This is a genomic window from Micromonospora hortensis (assembly GCF_022230935.1).
Taxonomy (GTDB): Bacteria; Actinomycetota; Actinomycetes; order Mycobacteriales; family Micromonosporaceae; genus Micromonospora; species Micromonospora hortensis.
The window spans coordinates 13,552-29,581 of sequence record NZ_JAKKFE010000011.1 but is presented as its reverse complement, the minus strand read 5'-3'; the positions used below and the strand labels follow the sequence as shown (position 1 = coordinate 29,581).

Genomic DNA, 16,030 nt, shown 5'->3' with positions numbered 1-16,030 from the left:
GTGGCCCCGAGCCGGCCCGGGAGGCGATGGCGGGGCAGCACCGCCGGGTCGCGGTCGGGCCGACGCGCCGGGTCGGCGCGGGCGAACCACGCGAGGTCAGCACCCCGGCACCGGCGGGCCGGAGCCGACCCGCCGGCCCGTCATGACGGACCGGGGTGCTTGCTGACAGAATTATCGCCATGTCCGACGTTCCCGCCCGGCCCCGCGTCTTCTCCGGCATCCAGCCGACAGCCGACTCGTTCCATCTCGGCAACTATCTCGGCGCGGTGCGGCACTGGGTGGCGCTGCAGGACACCCACGACGCGTTCTACTGCGTGGTGGACCTGCACGCCATCACCGCGGGGCACGACCCGGCGCTGCTGCGCCAGCGGACCCGGGTGGCCGCGGCCCAGCTCTTCGCGGTCGGGCTCGACCCGGAGCGCAGCACCCTGTTCGTCCAGTCGCAGGTGCCCGAGCACCCGCAGCTGGCCTGGGTGCTCGGCTGCATCACGGGCTTCGGCGAGGCCAGCCGGATGACCCAGTTCAAGGACAAGTCGCAGAAGCAGGGTAACGAGCGGGCCAGCGTCGGGCTGTTCACCTATCCGGTCCTCCAGGCCGCCGACATCCTGCTGTACCAGGCCAACGCGGTCCCGGTCGGCGAGGACCAGCGCCAGCACCTGGAGCTCTCCCGGGATCTGGCCCAGCGCTTCAACTCGCTGTTCGGCGCGACGTTCACGGTGCCCGCGCCGCACATCGTCAAGGACACTGCCAAGATCACCGACCTGCAGGACCCGACCGCGAAGATGTCGAAGTCGTCGTCCTCGCCGGCCGGCATCATCGACCTGCTCGACGATCCGGCCCGATCCGCGAAGAAGATCCGTTCGGCGGTGACCGACACCGGCCGGGAGATCGTCTTCGACGCCGAGACGAAGCCGGGTGTGTCCAACCTGTTGACCATCTACTCGGCGCTCAGCGGCCGCGGCATCGACGAGTTGGTGGCCGCGTTCGCGGGCCGCGGCTACGGCGATCTGAAGAAGGAGCTGGCCGAGGTGGTGACGGACTTCGTCCGGCCGATCCAGGAGCGCACCCGCGCCTACCTCGACGATCCGGCGCAGTTGGACAAGCTGCTCGCGGCCGGCGCGGAGAAGGCCCGTGCGGTGGCCGCGACGACCCTGCGGTCCGCGTACGAGCGGGTTGGGTTCTTCCCGCCCGTGCGCGGCGAGTAGCTCCCGCGGTACAGGTGGACGGTTCGGTGGTCGGAGGGGCGGCGCGAAGCGTGGATCGCAGTGGCGGGGTGCCGCCGGCCGGCGACACCATCCAGATCGGCATCGCGGTGGACATCCCCGAGCCGTGGGGTGCCCTGCTCACCCGGCGGCGGGTCGAGGCCGGTGATCCGCTGGCGGTGCCCGCGCACGTGACGTTGCTCGGGCCCACCGAGATCCGGACGGCGAACCTGCCGGCGGTCGAGCGGCACCTGGCCGCCGTCGCCGCCGGGCACCTGCCGTTCACGCTGCACCTGCGGGGCACCGGCACGTTCCGTCCGGTCACCCAGGTGGTGTTCGTCGCGGTGGCCGCCGGGATCAGCGAGTGCGAGCTGCTGGCCGCGGCAATCGCCGCGGCGCCGGGCCTGCACCGCGAGCTCCGCTTCCCGTACCATCCGCACGTCACAGTGGCTCAGGACGTCGCACCGGAGGCTCTGGACAAGGTGTACGAGGATCTGGCCGACTTCTCCGCGATGTTCGAGGTCGACGGGTTCACCCTCTTCTCGCACAGCGGGCAGGCCAGGTGGCAGCCGCGTCGGGACTTCTGCCTCGGCAACTGAAACGCCGGCAACCGAGCCGTCAGCACCTGAAGCATCTGCGACGCGCCGGCCGGCGAGCATCGGAAGCCGGTTGCCACTACAGCGGTGGGAGATCGGCGAGGATGACCGCGTGAACGTGATCGGCCGGATCGAGACGGGCATCGACCGCTGGGTGAGCGCCGCGCGCCACCGGTCGAGGCTCTTCGATCATGTCTGGCGGGCCGGGGTGCTGTACGGCGAGGTGCTGGCCGGCCGGTTGGCCGCCGCGATCGCCTACTACGGCTTCTTCGCCGTGTTCGCCCTCGCCCTGGTCGCGTTCTCCATCTTCGGGGCGATCCTCGAGGACAACGACGAGGTCAGCGCGGCGGCGGCCGACTTCCTCAAGGAGAACCTGCCGTTCCTGGACGCCGAGCAGATCGCCAACTCCAGCGGCACCGTCGGTGTGGTGGGCCTGGTCATCCTGGTCTTCACCGGGATCGGTTGGGTCGAGGCCATCCGGTCCTCGCAGCGGTTGATGTACCAGCTCAACCAGCAGCCGGGCAATCTGGTGGTGCGGCGACTCGTCGACCTGGGCGTGATGATCGGCGTCTTCGTGCTGCTCGGCGTCTCGGTCGCGGCTGTGGACGCGTTGGAGTCGCTGCTGCGTTTCCTGCTGCGCAGCACCGGGTCGGTGGGTCTGACCACCATCAGCGCGGTGCTCAGCGTGCTGGTCAACACCGTGCTCGCCACCGCGTTGCTGCTGGCCGTGCCCCGGCTGCGGATGAGCCGGTCCCGGTTGCGCCCGGTGGTGGTGCTGGTGGCTGTCGGCATCACGCTGCTCAACACCGTCGGGCGATACTACGTGGTGCGGACCGAGCGGAACCCGGCGTACACGGTGGTGGCCGGCGCCGTCGGTCTGCTGCTGTACCTCTACCTGCTCAACCAGTTGGTGCTGTTCGGCGCGGCGCTCCTGGCGACCAGCACCAACGGCCGAGTGGTGGACCTGGCGGAAACCCCCGCCCCACCGAGGGATGTCGATGAGGGCATCGACCCCGGTACGCCGGGCGGTGCGGGCTGATGACGGAAGGCGCGCAGGTGCTGATCTCGGTCGACCCGGACTCGTCGGTGCCCCCGTACGAGCAGGTGCGCGTGCAGCTCGCCGAGCTGATCGGCGACGGCCGGTTGCCGGTGGGCAGCCGTCTGCCCACCGTCCGGCAGCTCGCCGCCGACCTGCGGTTGGCCGCGAACACTGTGGCCCGCGCCTATCGGGAGCTGGAGGCGGCCGGGCTGCTGAAGACCCGGGGGCGCAACGGCACCTTCGTCGCCCCCGGGCGGAACGACGCCGTCGACAGGTTGCAGCAGGCGGCGGCCGGCTACGCGGCGGAGGCCGCCCGGCTCGGCGTGCCGCCGGCCACCGCGCTCGCCCTGGTCCGCGCGGCCCTGGATGCGGTCCGTCCCGGCTGACCGGCCGCCGATCGACCGCCGGTCGGGCGATAACTGAGCAGAACGGCGTCGTCGCTCGCGTTCGCGGACCATGATGAGCCGGTGGGCGCACTCATGACACTGGACCTGCCGGCGGACTCACCGCTCCTCGGCCTGCCATGGATCATCACTTTCGGTCCGCTCGGTGACCTCGACGAGTGGGAGCCGGTGGTCTGCGGGCCGTACGAGCGACCGCACGCGTTGGCCCTGGCCGAGGCGGTGGTGGCCGAGGAGCAGTTGATGGCAGTGGTGGAGCCGTTGCTGCCTGCGCTGTCCGCCGACGAGATCCGCAGCGAGATCGCCGCCGCGCAGGTCGCCGCCGAGGACGAGGCCCGTCAGGTGGAGGGGGCCGACCTGTACGGGGACTTCGAGGACGTGATCGACGAGGAGTTGGACGCGGCGGCCGACGAGGCCGGCCACGGTGAGCCCGCCGAACCGCCGGACGAGGCAGAGGTACGCGCCGGCTTCACCCGGATCGCGGCGCTGCTCACCGCGAAGTGAGACCTCAGCGGGTCGGCGCGCGGTCCAGCACGCAGAACTCGTTGCCCTCGGGATCGGCGAGCACCGTGAACTGTTCGGTCCCGGTCTGCCCGACGTCGACCTGCCGCGCGCCGAGGCTCAGCAGCCGCCGTACCTCGGACTGGGGGTCGGTGTCCGCGACCAGGTCGAGGTGCAGCCGGTTCTTGCCCCGCTTGGCGGTGCCCGAGCCCTGCAACCACACTGTGGGCGCGGCGGCGGACGGCTGCCCCGGCGGCCAGAGCTTGGCGCTGCCGTCGTCGCCCTTCTCGACCTCGTAGCCGAGCGCCGCGGACCAGAACGAGACCATCAGGTCCAGGTCCTCGACGTCGAGCGTGCACTGGGCGATCCGTACCACCATGGGGGTCACCTCCGTAGTGATGGTGCCCGATTCGGTACCCGCGCCATCCGCGGATCTAACCTGCGGGTGGCACACGGACACCGGCGCCACGCGGAGCGGACTCCGCGCGGCGCCGGTGGCACCTCACCCCCCACCACAAGGGGCCGGTAGCCCAGTCGCCCGTCGGCGCGGGGCACGACGAACGACCAGGTCGAGAACGAGTTACCCGTTCAGCGCCGTTCCAACCAGACTGCCGCGTCAATTGGCAGCAGCTGGCCGGAGCCCTGTTCGGTGAGCTCGTCGCTGGCGACGAGCGGCTGACCGTACCCGTCGATCAGGACCGGCGCGCCGCTGAAGTTGACCACGCAGGTCAGCACTGTCGCGTCGGCGGAGCGGCGGGAGAAGGCCAGCACGCCCGGCTCGCTCTCCCGCCAGGTGACCCCGTCGGCGTCGAGGGCGAGCGCGGGATGCTCGTGGCGGATCCGGAGCGCGGTCCGGTACAGCTCCAGGGTCGAGCCGGGCACGTCGGTCTGCGCCGTGACGGACAGCTCCTGCCAGAGCGCCGGGGCGGGTAGCCAGCTCAGCTCACTGCCGGCCGGCCCGAAGCCGTACGGGGCCAGCTCGCCGCTCCACGGGATGGGCACCCGGCAGCCGTCGCGGCTCTCGCCGGTGCGCAGGAACGCCGGGTCCTGGCGCAGCTCGTCGGGGAGGTCGAGGACCTCTGGAAGGCCCAGTTCCTCGCCCTGGTAGAGGTAGGCGCAGCCGGGCAGGGCGAGCATCAGCAGGCTGGCGGACCGGGCTCGGCGCAGCCCTTCGACGCCGTCGCCGTACCGGGTGACGTGCCGCTGCTTGTCGTGGTTGGACAGCACCCAGGTGGTCGGCGCTCCGACGACTGTCGCCTCGGCCAACGCGGTGTCGATCACCTTGCGGAACGAGTCGGCCGACCAGGTGGCGTCCAGGAAGTCGAAGCTGAACGCCTGGTGCAACTCGTCCGGACCGATGTAGCGGGCCAGGCGCTGTGGCGTCTCGGCCCACGCCTCGGCGACCGCCATCCGACCGCCCGGGTAGCTGTCCAGGATGGGCCGCCAGGCCCGGTAGATCTCGTGCACCTCGTCCTGGTCGAAGTACGGCAGCCGGCCCTTGCCGAGCAGTTCGACCTGGCGCTGGCCGGTGGTCGCCGAGCTGAAGCCGACGTCCGGCAGCCCTTCCGCCTTGATCATGCCGTGCGCCACGTCGACGCGGAATCCGTCGACGCCCCGGTCCAGCCAGAACCGCAGCACGTCCTCGAACTCGGCGCGGACCTCCGGGTGACGCCAGTTCAGGTCCGGCTGCGAAGGGTCGAACAGGTGCAGATACCACTGACCGTCAGCGATCCGGGTCCAGGCGGGGCCGCCGAAGATGCTCTCCCAGTCGTTCGGGGGCAACTCGCCGTGCGTGCCCTGACCGTCGGCGAAGAGGTAGCGGGCCCGTTCCGGTGAGCCGGGGCCGGCGGCGAGCGCCGCGGTGAACCAGTGGTGCGCGCTGGAGGTGTGGTTGGGCACCAGGTCGACGATGATCCGCAGGCCGTGGGCGTGCGCGTCGGTGATCATCGCGTCGAAGTCGGCGAGGGTGCCGAACATCGGGTCGACGTCCCGGTAGTCGGCCACGTCGTACCCGCCGTCGATCATTGGCGAGGTGTAGAAGGGGGTCAGCCAGAGCGCGTCCACCCCGAGGTCGCGCAGGTACGGCAGGCGCTGCCGGATGCCCTGGAGGTCGCCGGTGCCGTCGCCGTCGCTGTCGGCGAAGCTGCGGACGTACACCTGATAGACGACGGCGGAGCGCCACCAGTCGTCGTCGGTGGCGTGCGGCGGGATGGTGGTGCTGATCATTCGAGCAATATGCCGGCCCGCCGCTGCAAGAGTCAAGCAGATCTTGCGTAAGACAAGCGGGCGGAGCTCGGCGCGACGGCTGTGGAGCCGCGCACCACCAGCTCCGGGCGGAACAGGTACTCCGAGTGCGGGGCGCCGTGCCCGTTGATCTCGTCCACCAGGGCGCGGACGGCGGCCACCGCCATCGCGATGACCGGCTGCCGCATGGTGGTCAGCGGCGGATCGGTGAAAGCCATCAGTGGGGAGTCGTCATAGCCGACCACGGAGAGGCCATTGGGGACGTCGAGGCCGCGTTGGCGGGCGGCTCGGATCGCGCCGAGCGCCATCAGGTCGGAGCCGCAGACCACGCCGGTGACGCCGCGGTCCAACAGGCGGCCGGCCGCAGCCTCGCCACCCTCCACTCCGAACAGTGACAGCTCGGCCAGCGGACCCAGGTCGGCTTCGGCGACCCCGGCCAGCCGGGTCATCGCGGAGCGCCAGCCAGCCACCTTGCGCTGCACCGGGACGAACCGGTCCGGGCCGGTGATCAGGCCGATCCGTCGGTGCCCGAGCGCGACCAGGTGGGCGACGGCCAGTTCGGCCGCTTCCCGATCGTCGCAGGAGACGAAGGGCGCGCCGATGCCGGGCACGTAGCCGTTGATCATCACGACCGGCAACGGTCGGGCGAGCAGCGCCCGGTAGCGGTCGTGGTTGGCGGCCGTGTCGGCGTGCAGACCGGAGACGAAGACGATCCCGGAGACCTGTCGGTCCAGCAGCATCTCCACGTACTCGTCCTCGGTCACGCCGCCGGCGCTCTGGGTGCAGAGCACCGGGGTGAAACCGCTCTGCGCCAGTGTGGACTCGATGACCTGGGCGAAGGCGGGGAAGATCGGGTTGTCCAGCTCCGGCACCACCAGGCCGACCAGGCCGGCGCTGCGCTTACGCAGCCGGGCCGGGCGCTCGTACCCGAGCACGTCGAGGGCGGTGAGGACGGCCTGCCGAGTCTCGGGGGCCACGCCGGGGCGGTCGTTGAGCACCCGCGACACCGTGGCCTCGCTGACTTCGGCCTGCTGGGCGATGTCGGACAGTCGAGCGCGCATGGCGGCACTTTAGCCCACCGGCAAGTTCTTGCGGGGTGCTCTGCAAGCCCTTCCATAACTTGCAACGCCTTGCTAACGTCCCCGCAACATGCGATAGCAGCGGCGCAGCATCCACGCGCCGGTTGGCAAGAACTTCCAGAGCTTTCCACTGGCGGGCCCGCCCTTCCCCCGGCGGCCCGCCATGACGACAGGAGCACCGATGCGCATCCGTACCGCGGGTGTGGTCGCCCTCTTCGCCCTGGCGCTCGCCGCCTCGGGCTGCGGTGGCGACAGCGACGAGCCGGCCGCGAAGGACACCCCCAAGGCCGCCGGTGGCAAACTGGTGATCTGGGCGGACGACAAGCGGACCGCCGCCCTCAAGCCGTTCGCCGAGAAGTTCGGCCAGGAGAACGGTGTCACCGTCGAGGTCCAGGCCGTCCCGAACGAGGACCTCCAGAACAACTTCGTGACCGTGTCGAGCCAGGGCGGCGGCCCGGACGTGGTGATCGGCGCGCACGACTGGATCGGCAACCTGGTCCAGAACGGTGCCATCGACCCGGTGCAGCTGTCCGACGAGCAGAAGGCCGCCTTCAACGAGACCGCCGTCAAGGCCGTCACGTTCAACGGCCAGCTCTACGGCGTGCCCTACGCCCAGGAGAACCTGGCGCTGATCCGCAACACCGAACTGGCCCCCGAGGCACCGAAGACAATCGAGGACCTGGTCGCCACCGGCAAGCAACTCAAGGCGCAGAAGAAGGTCACCGAGACGCTCTGCCTCCAGGTCGGCCAGAAGGGCGACGCGTACCACATCTACCCGCTGTACACCTCGGCCGGCGGTTACCTCTTCGGCACCACGGCGAACGGCGACTACGACCCGAAGGACCTGGGCGTGGGCAAGCCCGAGTCGATCGCCGCGTTCAAGAAGATCGCCGCGCTCGGTGAGAAGGGCGAGGGCGTGCTGAAGCGCTCCATCGCCGACACCAACGCGACAGCCACCTTCACCGGCAAGAAGTGCGCCTTCCTGGTCTCCGGGCCGTGGGCCACCGCCGACGTGAAGAAGGCCGGCATCACGTACGACGTCTCCGCCGTTCCCGGCTTCGCCGGCGGCAAGCCGGCCGCGCCGTTCGTGGGCGTCCAGTCCTTCTACGTGGCGGCCAAGGGCAAGAACAAGGCTCTCGCCCAGGAGTTCGTCGCCAACCACGTCACCACGCCGGACCTGGCCCTGGCGCTCTACCAGGCCGACCCGCGTCCCCCGGCGCTGACCGCCGCGCTGGACCAGGTCAAGAGCAGTGACCCGGACCTGGCCAAGTTCATCGAGGCCGGCAAGAACGGCCAGGTGCTCCCGGCCATCCCGGCCATGGCCGCGATCTGGGACCCGTTCGGCAAGGCCGAGGCCGCCGTCATCGGCGGCGCCGACCCGACCAGCACGGTTACCGCGGCCGGCAAGACGATCGCCGGTTCGATCAAGTAATGAGCGCACCGCTGTCCGGCCCGGGGTCTGCCCAGCAGGCCCCGGGCCGGGGGCCCGTCCGCACCGGGTCCCCGCGCACCTCCCGTACCGCGCGGAACCACGCGCCGATCACCGTAGCCGGCCTCGCCGCGAAGGTGATCCTGCTCGGCCTGGTGGCCGGGATCGCGATCTGGGCGGCCTTCCCGCTCGTGGCGGCCGAGAAGTGGATCGGGCTGGCGGTGCTCGTGCTGACCACCGCCGCACTGTTCTATCTGTACCTGGGCCGCCGGCACGTCCCGGCGAAGTACCTCATCCCCGGCACGCTCTTCCTGATCGCCTTCCAGGTCGTACCGGTGCTCTACACCGCGAGCACTGCCTTCACCAACTTCGGCGACGGCCACCGCGGCAGCAAGGACGACGCGATCGTCGCGATCCAGAGCTCCTCGGTCAAGCAGGTCCCGGGGTCCACCCAGTACCCGTTGTCGGTCGCCACCAAGGGTGACCCAGCCACCGGCGCCCTGGTCTTCCTGATCACCAAGCCAGGAAGCGACACGGTCTCCGTCGGCGACGCCGGGGGCCTGCGTCCGCTCGATCCCGGCGCGGCCACCGTCGGCCCCGGCGGAAAGGTCACCGCGGCCGACGGCTACACAGTGCTGAACGTCGGCCAGGCCAGCGCCCGCAGCAAGGACATCACGGACCTGGTGGTGCCGACCGCCGGAGGCGCGCTGCGCTCGTCCGGCCTGTCCCGGGCGTACGAGGGCAAGGCCGTCCGGGCGTACGACGCCGGCTGCGACTGCGTCACTGACAGCGACAGTGGTAAGACCTGGACCGCGGACGGCGAGGTCGGCGCGTTCGTCGCCGCCGACGGCGAGCGGCTCGCCCAGGGGTGGAAGGTGAACGTCGGGCTGTCCAACTTCACCCGGGTGCTCACCGACGAGCGGATCTCCGGGCCGTTCCTCGGCACGCTGATCTGGAACTTCGCCTTCGCCATCGGCTCCACCGGCGGCACGTTCATCCTCGGCATGGTGATCGCCCTGGCGCTGCACTCGCCCCGAATGCGGGGCACCAACCTCTACCGGATGTTGCTGATCCTGCCGTACGCCATGCCGTCCTTCGCGATGCTGTTGGTCTGGCGGGACATGTTCAACACCGACTTCGGGCTGATCAACAATCTGTTCGGGCTCAGCGTCGACTGGTTCGGGCAGGGCTGGTCGGCCCGCGCCGCGGTGATCCTGGTGCAGCTCTGGCTCGGCTACCCGTACATGTTCCTGGTGGCCACCGGCGCGCTACAGGCCATCCCACGGGAGTTGACAGAGGCCACCTCGGTCGACGGGGCGTCGCGCTGGCAGTCGTTCCGGGCGGTCACCCTGCCGCTGCTGCTGGTCGCGCTCTCGCCGCTACTGATCTCGTCGTTCGCGTTCAACTTCAACAACTTCAACGCGATCTACCTGACCACCGAGGGCGCGCCGTTCCCGGCGGACAACCCCAGCAACGGCGCCACCGACCTGCTGATCACCTACACCTACCGGCTGGCGTTCGGTGGCCAGGCCGCACAGTTCGGCTTCGCCGCTGCCATCTCGTTGTTCATCTTCGCCATCGTCGCTGTGGTGTCGGCGGTCAGCTTCCGGCGGACCCGCCAACAGGAGGAGGTGTACGCATGACCATGCTCACCGGCGCCGCCGTCCCGGGTGGCGCGAACGGCCCGGCAGCGGTCAACCGCAACGCGGGCAAGCGGAAGAAGCGATGGTTCGCCGAGGTCGGCTGGCGGCACCTGGTCGGCCTGCTCGGCGTGCTGTTCAGTCTCTTTCCGCTCGTGTTCGTCGTCTCGGCGGCGCTCAATCCGCTCGGCACCCTGTCGTCCACCGAGTTGGTGCCGACCGGCGGGGTGTCGTTGGAGAACTTCGGGAATCTGTTCGCGCGCACCGAGTTCGCCGACTGGTTCCTGAACTCGCTGCTCATCGCCGGCGGGGCAGCGTTCGCCTCGGTCTTCCTCTCCGCGCTCGCGGCGTACGCCTTCTCCCGGATGCGGTTTCAGGGGCGACGGGTGGGGTTGCTGTCACTGCTGTTGATCCAGATGTTCCCACAGTTCCTGGCGATCGTCGCGATCTTCCTGATCTTCGGCACGATCACCGACCTGTGGCCGGCCATCGGCTTCAACACCCAGTGGGGTCTGTTGCTGCTCTACCTGGGTGGCGCGCTGGGCGTGAACACCTGGCTGATGAAGGGCTTCTTCGACACCCTGCCCCGGGAGCTGGACGAGTCGGCCACAGTGGACGGCGCCTCACACGCCCAGGTCTTCTTCCGGATCTTGCTGCCGTTGGTGGCGCCGATCCTCGCGGTGACCGGGCTGCTCGCCTTCATCAACACCATCAACGAGTTCCTGATGGCGAGCGTCTTCCTCACCGACACGGACGCCAAGACCCTCGCGGTCGGCATGCGGGGCATGTTGCAGGGCGGCGAGCGGAACACCAACTTCGGCATCTTCGCGGCCGGCACCCTGCTGACCGCGATCCCGACAGTGCTGGTCTTCCAGTTCCTCCAGCGCTACATCGTCTCCGGCCTCACCTCCGGCGCCGTGAAGGGATAGGTAGTCGACAGTGGCCGGGCGGCCGGGACGCGCCGACCGGCCCTTCCACTACTACAAACTGTCGTTGATGGGGGAGGATGGGCGGCGTGGAAGCACTCCGACTCATCCTTCTCTATGTCCATCTGATCGGGTTCGCCCTGCTGCTCGGTGGCTCGATCGCCCAGTACGCCAGCGGTCGGCTGCGGATCAACCCGGCCATGCTGTGGGGGGCGGTGATCCAGTTGCTGACCGGGCTGGGTCTCTCCGCGCCGCTGCGCGACGGCGACGAACCGGCGCCGGCCAAACTTGTGACGAAGTTGGTGATCGCGCTGCTGATCTTCGTCATGGTCTTCTTCTCCCGGAAGCGGGACGTGGTCAACCGCGGTCATTTCCTCGCGATCGTCGGTCTGACCCTGGTCAACGCGGCGGTCGCGGTCTTTTGGCGGTAACGTCCGAGGAGGAAAACGCCTCCAGAAAACGGACGTTGCGGACGCCGTGGCGCTTGCTTACCAGCACGAAGAGTGACTTGCCCCACGCAAGGGTTACACCCGGGTAACAGGCGCTCAACAGTCGTGCACGATTGTCGGCCGGTGGGTGGACGCGGGCGTACGCTCCCGTCCGTAACGTGGGACAGCCGGCGGCACACCCGCAGGTCGGCTGATGGGCTGCCACCGCACAAGGCGCGGTGTGCAATGGGAAGGAGACGTCTTGCGCTCGGTGCGTGGGATGCGGATCGCCTCGATCTTCGCGGTGGGTGGGCTCGCGCTCACCGCCGCCGCTTGTGGCGAGGCGCCCAAGGATGACAACAACGCCGGCAGTGGCGCCAAGAAGTTCAGCGCCTGCATGGTGACCGACGTTGGCGGCATCGACGACAAGTCGTTCAACGCCTCGGCCTGGAAGGGCCTCGAGGAGGCCAAGGCCGCCAACGACAACATCGACATCAAGTACGTCGCGTCGAAGGCCGAGGCCGACTACGAGCCGAACCTGACGCAGTTCGTCAACCAGAAGTGCGACTTCATCCTGGCGGTCGGTGGCCTGATGGGCGACGCCACCAAGAAGATCGCGACGGCGAACCCGAACCAGGAGTTCGGCATCGTCGACGCGAACCCGGGCGTGGACAACATCTACCCGATGCAGTTCGACACCGCCCAGGCCGCGTTCCAGGCCGGCTACCTGGCAGCCGGGATGAGCAAGAGCGGCAAGGTCGGCACCTACGGCGCCGTGCCGATCCCGCCGGTGACCATCTTCATGGACGGTTTCGTCGACGGTGTGAAGTACTTCAACACCACCAAGGGCAAGAACGTCCAGGCGCTGGGCTGGAACAAGGAGACCCAGAAGGGCTCCTTCTCCAACGCCTTCGACAAGCAGGACGAGGGCAAGAAGGTCTCCGACGCGCTGGTCGCCCAGGGCGCGGACATCATCATGCCGGTCGCCGGCGGCTCCGGCCTCGGCACCACCGCCGCGGCCAAGGCCTCGGGTGGCAAGTACAGCACCATCTGGGTGGACGTGGACGGCTGCGAGAGCACCCCGGACTGCTCCGCGATCGTGACCACCGTGGTCAAGAACATCCCGGAGGCCGTCAAGGAGGCCGTGATCAAGGCCGCCGCCGGCGACAAGCTGCCGGCCAAGCCGGGCTTCGTCGGCACCCTGGCCAACAACGGTGTCTCGATCGCCCCGTACCACGACTTCGACAGCAAGGTTCCGGCCGAGCTGAAGGCCGAGGTCGACAAGATCAAGGCGGACATCGCCGCCGGCACCATCACCGTCACCTCGAAGGCCCAGCCGACCAAGTGACAACCGGCCGGCCGCTCCGGTGAGATCATCGGGGGGGTCGGCGGGGGACAGGTACGACCCGATCGGCCGCTCCGGCTCTGCGGATACCCCGCGGGGTCGGAGCGGCCGATCGCGCACCACGGCGGCCGGTCCGGTCCGGCCGGTACGACGGCAGCTACGCTGCACCATCGCTCGCACTCCAGGAGGTTGCGCTGAGACTCGAACTGCGCGGCATCACCAAGCGGTTCGGTGATCTGGTCGCCAACGATCACATCGACCTGACGGTGGAGCCTGGAGAGATTCACGCCCTCCTCGGCGAGAACGGCGCGGGCAAGTCGACCCTGATGAACGTGCTCTACGGGCTGTACCAGCCCGACGAGGGCGAGATCCTGGTCGACGGCAAGCCGCTGAAGCTGAAGGGCCCGTCCGACGCGATCGGAGCCGGGATCGGCATGGTGCACCAGCACTTCATGCTGGTGCCGGTCTTCACCGTCACCGAAAACATCATGCTCGGCGCCGAGCAGATCAGGGGCGGCGTCGCCGGCTTCCTGGACCGGCGGCGGGCCCGGCGCGAGGTCGCCGAGGTGTCCGAGCGCTACAACCTGCGGGTCGACCCGGACGCGGTGATCGAGGACCTGCCGGTCGGCATCCAGCAACGAGTCGAGATCGTCAAGGCGCTCACCCGCGACGTCGACCTGCTCATCCTGGACGAGCCGACCGCGGTGCTCACCCCCCAGGAGACCGAGGAGTTGCTGACGGTCATGCGGTCGCTCAAGGCGGCTGGCAAGTCGATCGTCTTCATCACCCACAAACTCGGCGAGGTCAAGGCCATCGCCGACCGGATCACAGTGATCCGACGTGGAAAGACCGTCGGCACCGCCTCGCCGGAGGCCAGCCGGGACGAGCTGGCCGCGTTGATGGTCGGGCGCAACGTCCGGCTCACAGTGGACAAGACCCCGGCCACGCCGGGCGAGCCGGTGCTGGAGGTGGCTGGGCTGGTCGTCGACGACGACCGGCAGATCCGCGCTGTCGACGGCGTCGACCTGACAGTGCGCGCGGGCGAGGTGCTCGGCGTGGCGGGCGTACAGGGCAACGGTCAGACCGAGCTGATCGAGGCGATCATGGGCCTGCGCCCGGCGCTCGCCGGCACGATCAGCCTGGCTGGCGACCGGATCAACGGCTGGAAGCCCAAGAAGGTGCTCCGGGCGGGTGTCGGTTACGTGCCCGAGGACCGCAGCGTGGACGGCCTGATCAAGGAGTTCAGCGTCGCGGAGAACCTGGTGCTGGACATCTACGACCGGCCGCCGTTCGGTGCCGGGCTCGCGCTGAAGCCGGACGCGATCGCCGCCTCGGCGAAGGAGCGGATCGAGCAGTTCGACGTCCGCACCTCATCGGCCGACGCGGCGGTGGGCACCCTCTCCGGTGGCAACCAGCAGAAGGTGATCGTGGCCCGGGAGCTGTCCCGGCCGCTGAAGCTCCTCATCGCCGCCCAACCGACCCGTGGCGTCGACGTCGGGTCGATCGAGTTCATCCACAGCCAGGTCATCCGCGAACGGGACATCGGCACCGCCGTTCTGGTGGTCTCCAGCGAGCTCGACGAGGTGATCGGGCTGGCCGACCGGATCGCTGTGATGTACCGCGGCCGGATCATCGGCATCGTCGGCCCGGACACCCCGCGTGAGGAGATCGGTCTGCTGATGGCCGGCATCAGCCCGGACGCGGCCCACGACGCCATCGCCGCACCCGCCGCCGACAAGCCCGGTGCGGCATCCGCCGCCGACAACCCCGGTGCGGCCGACGGGGGCCCGGCGAGCGACGCAGGCTCCGCGAGCGAGGACGAGTCATGACCAACCCCAACCCGCAGTCGGGCTCCCCGGACAAGGAGCCGGCGAGCGAGGCGCAGGCCGCGCAGAACGCGCTCGGCAACACCGAACGCGCCGAGGTGGCGACTGAGCAGGACCGCTCGGTGGCGAAGCCGGGCCCGGAGCCCGAGCCGAAGCCCAGCCTGGGCCGGTTGTTCCTGGACAACCTCTGGGCAGCGAACACCTTCACTGTGACGCTGCTGTCGCTGGTGCTGGCGATCGTGGTCGGCGCGGTGCTGATGATCATCTCTGATCCCGACGTGCTCTCCACCTACTCGTACATCACCTCCCGGCCGTCCGACGCGATCAACTCCAGTTGGACGCTGGTCAGCGAGGCGTACGCGAACCTGTTCAAGGGCTCGATCTTCGACCCGGAGGCGTTCTCCGGCTGGCTGGACGGCGCCAACGGCTGGCAGGCAGTGCTCGCGCCGATCTCGGAGACGCTGACCTACGCGGCGCCACTGGTCTTCACCGGTCTGTCCGTGGCGCTGGCCTTCCGGGGCGGCCTGTTCAACATCGGCGCCCAGGGCCAGGCCACCATCGGCGTGATCATGGCGGCGCTGGCCGGCTTCCTGCTGCCGCTGCCGCCCGGCCTGCACCTGCTGGTGGCGGTGCTGGCCGGCGCGCTGGGCGGAGCGATCTGGGGTTTCATCCCCGGCATCCTCAAGGCCCGTGCCGGCGCGCACGAGGTGATCAACACGATCATGCTCAACTACGTCGCCACGTACTTCCTGACCTGGTTGATCGTGCAGAACGGCGTGCAGGACCCGAACCGCACCGACGCGATCAGCAAGGCGGTGGACACCTCCGCCCAACTGCCCCGGCTGCTCGGTGACAACCTGCGGGTGCACGCCGGCATCCTGCTCGCCGTGCTGGCCACCTGGGCGGTCGCCTGGCTGCTCAACCGCTCGACGCTCGGCTTCGAGCTGCGCGCGGTCGGCGCCAACCCGGACGCCGCCCGGACCGCCGGCATCAGCGTCACCCGGACGTACATCCTGATCATGGTCTTCGCCGGAATCCTGGCGGGCCTCGGCGGCTCGAACATGGTGCTCGGCTCCACCGCCAGCGCGTTGACCCCGCTGGTGGTCGCGCAGATCGGCTTCGACGGCATCCTGGTGGCGCTGCTCGGGCGGGTGAAGCCCTGGGGAGTGTTGCTCGCCGCGCTGCTGTTCGGGGCGCTGCAGGCCGGTGGTAACCGGATGCAGTCGTACTCCGGGATCTCGCTGGAGCTGGTGACAGTGCTCCAGGCGTTGATCGTCATCTTCATCGCCGCACCGGCCCTGGTGAAGGCGATCTTCCAGCTCCGGGCCGCGCGCGCCGCCCGGTTGCAGACGAGCCTGGCGAAGGGCTGGTAAC

General features: G+C 69.6%; 15 protein-coding genes. 12 read left to right on the top strand and 3 right to left on the bottom strand.

The window, feature by feature from the left end; genetic code table 11:
• Positions 1 to 179: 179 nt before the first annotated feature.
• The 5 genes from trpS (at position 180) to NIE111_RS06960 (ending at position 3,742) form a co-directional block, all read left to right on the top strand.
• The gene (gene trpS / locus NIE111_RS06980; protein ID WP_238683594.1) at positions 180 to 1,205 is read left to right on the top strand and encodes a tryptophan--tRNA ligase; all 1,026 of its coding nucleotides are present in this window, start codon (positions 180 to 182) and stop codon (positions 1,203 to 1,205) included.
• Between the two features lie 14 nt (positions 1,206 to 1,219).
• Positions 1,220 to 1,801 (top strand): 2'-5' RNA ligase family protein, encoded by a 582-nt coding sequence (locus tag NIE111_RS06975; RefSeq protein WP_372488292.1) that lies wholly within the window; start codon positions 1,220 to 1,222, stop codon positions 1,799 to 1,801.
• Between the two features lie 109 nt (positions 1,802 to 1,910).
• Positions 1,911 to 2,837 carry a YihY/virulence factor BrkB family protein gene (locus tag NIE111_RS06970; RefSeq protein WP_238683592.1) on the top strand — a complete coding sequence of 309 codons (927 nt, stop codon included), beginning with the start codon at positions 1,911 to 1,913 and terminating at the stop codon, positions 2,835 to 2,837.
• Positions 2,837 to 3,223 (top strand): GntR family transcriptional regulator, encoded by a 387-nt coding sequence (locus NIE111_RS06965; RefSeq protein ID WP_238683591.1) that lies wholly within the window; start codon positions 2,837 to 2,839, stop codon positions 3,221 to 3,223. Before NIE111_RS06970 ends, NIE111_RS06965 begins: the two co-directional genes overlap by 1 nt.
• Positions 3,224 to 3,304: 81 nt before the next feature.
• Positions 3,305 to 3,742, top strand: a complete 438-nt coding sequence (locus NIE111_RS06960) for a hypothetical protein (protein WP_091394593.1) — start codon at positions 3,305 to 3,307, stop codon at positions 3,740 to 3,742.
• Between the two features lie 4 nt (positions 3,743 to 3,746).
• On the opposite strand, the gene NIE111_RS06955 is transcribed toward NIE111_RS06960, so the two are convergent.
• The 3 genes from NIE111_RS06955 to NIE111_RS06945 all read right to left on the bottom strand — a co-directional run bounded on the left by NIE111_RS06955 (position 3,747) and on the right by NIE111_RS06945 (position 7,044).
• A complete protein-coding gene (locus tag NIE111_RS06955; protein ID WP_238683590.1) occupies positions 3,747 to 4,118 on the bottom strand; it encodes a VOC family protein in 372 nt (123 codons plus the stop codon).
• 209 nt (positions 4,119 to 4,327) lie between these two features.
• Positions 4,328 to 5,965 (bottom strand): glycoside hydrolase family 13 protein, encoded by a 1,638-nt coding sequence (locus NIE111_RS06950; protein WP_238683589.1) that lies wholly within the window; start codon positions 5,963 to 5,965, stop codon positions 4,328 to 4,330.
• Between the two features lie 32 nt (positions 5,966 to 5,997).
• Entirely contained in the window at positions 5,998 to 7,044 is a 1,047-nt protein-coding gene (locus NIE111_RS06945; protein WP_238683588.1) for a LacI family DNA-binding transcriptional regulator, read from the bottom strand.
• Between the two features lie 199 nt (positions 7,045 to 7,243).
• Between NIE111_RS06945 and NIE111_RS06940 the strand changes: the two genes are divergently transcribed.
• The 7 genes from NIE111_RS06940 (at position 7,244) to NIE111_RS06910 (ending at position 16,029) form a co-directional block, all read left to right on the top strand.
• Complete coding sequence (locus NIE111_RS06940; protein WP_238683587.1) at positions 7,244 to 8,494, top strand: sugar ABC transporter substrate-binding protein; 1,251 nt, start codon at positions 7,244 to 7,246, stop codon at positions 8,492 to 8,494.
• Positions 8,494 to 10,134: an ABC transporter permease subunit gene (locus tag NIE111_RS06935; RefSeq protein WP_238683586.1), complete on the top strand. Its 1,641-nt coding sequence runs from the start codon at positions 8,494 to 8,496 to the stop codon at positions 10,132 to 10,134. The genes NIE111_RS06940 and NIE111_RS06935 overlap by 1 nt, the downstream gene beginning before the upstream one ends.
• A complete protein-coding gene (locus NIE111_RS06930; protein ID WP_238683585.1) occupies positions 10,131 to 11,060 on the top strand; it encodes a sugar ABC transporter permease in 930 nt (309 codons plus the stop codon). The genes NIE111_RS06935 and NIE111_RS06930 overlap by 4 nt, the downstream gene beginning before the upstream one ends.
• 86 nt (positions 11,061 to 11,146) lie before the next feature.
• Positions 11,147 to 11,488: a hypothetical protein gene (locus NIE111_RS06925; protein ID WP_091397247.1), complete on the top strand. Its 342-nt coding sequence runs from the start codon at positions 11,147 to 11,149 to the stop codon at positions 11,486 to 11,488.
• A gap of 277 nt (positions 11,489 to 11,765) precedes the next feature.
• Complete coding sequence (locus tag NIE111_RS06920) at positions 11,766 to 12,833, top strand: BMP family lipoprotein (protein ID WP_238683850.1); 1,068 nt, start codon at positions 11,766 to 11,768, stop codon at positions 12,831 to 12,833.
• Between the two features lie 191 nt (positions 12,834 to 13,024).
• Positions 13,025 to 14,659 (top strand): ABC transporter ATP-binding protein, encoded by a 1,635-nt coding sequence (locus NIE111_RS06915; RefSeq protein ID WP_238683849.1) that lies wholly within the window; start codon positions 13,025 to 13,027, stop codon positions 14,657 to 14,659.
• A complete protein-coding gene (locus tag NIE111_RS06910) occupies positions 14,656 to 16,029 on the top strand; it encodes an ABC transporter permease (protein ID WP_238683584.1) in 1,374 nt (457 codons plus the stop codon). The genes NIE111_RS06915 and NIE111_RS06910 overlap by 4 nt, the downstream gene beginning before the upstream one ends.
• Position 16,030: the final 1 nt, after the last annotated feature.

Bases quoted from the DNA above. Each gene is read 5' to 3' on its own strand.
- NIE111_RS06940 (WP_238683587.1), top strand. From the start codon at position 7,244: ATGCGCATCCGTACCGCGGGTGTGGTCGCCCTCTTCGCCCTGGCGCTC.
- NIE111_RS06910 (WP_238683584.1), top strand. From the start codon at position 14,656: ATGACCAACCCCAACCCGCAGTCGGGCTCCCCGGACAAGGAGCCGGCG.
- NIE111_RS06950 (WP_238683589.1), bottom strand. From the start codon at position 5,965: ATGATCAGCACCACCATCCCGCCGCACGCCACCGACGACGACTGGTGG.
- NIE111_RS06955 (WP_238683590.1), bottom strand. From the start codon at position 4,118: ATGGTGGTACGGATCGCCCAGTGCACGCTCGACGTCGAGGACCTGGAC.
- NIE111_RS06965 (WP_238683591.1), top strand. From the start codon at position 2,837: ATGACGGAAGGCGCGCAGGTGCTGATCTCGGTCGACCCGGACTCGTCG.
- NIE111_RS06935 (WP_238683586.1), top strand. From the start codon at position 8,494: ATGAGCGCACCGCTGTCCGGCCCGGGGTCTGCCCAGCAGGCCCCGGGC.
- NIE111_RS06920 (WP_238683850.1), top strand. From the start codon at position 11,766: ATGCGGATCGCCTCGATCTTCGCGGTGGGTGGGCTCGCGCTCACCGCC.
- NIE111_RS06930 (WP_238683585.1), top strand. From the start codon at position 10,131: ATGACCATGCTCACCGGCGCCGCCGTCCCGGGTGGCGCGAACGGCCCG.
- NIE111_RS06945 (WP_238683588.1), bottom strand. From the start codon at position 7,044: ATGCGCGCTCGACTGTCCGACATCGCCCAGCAGGCCGAAGTCAGCGAG.
- trpS (WP_238683594.1), top strand. From the start codon at position 180: ATGTCCGACGTTCCCGCCCGGCCCCGCGTCTTCTCCGGCATCCAGCCG.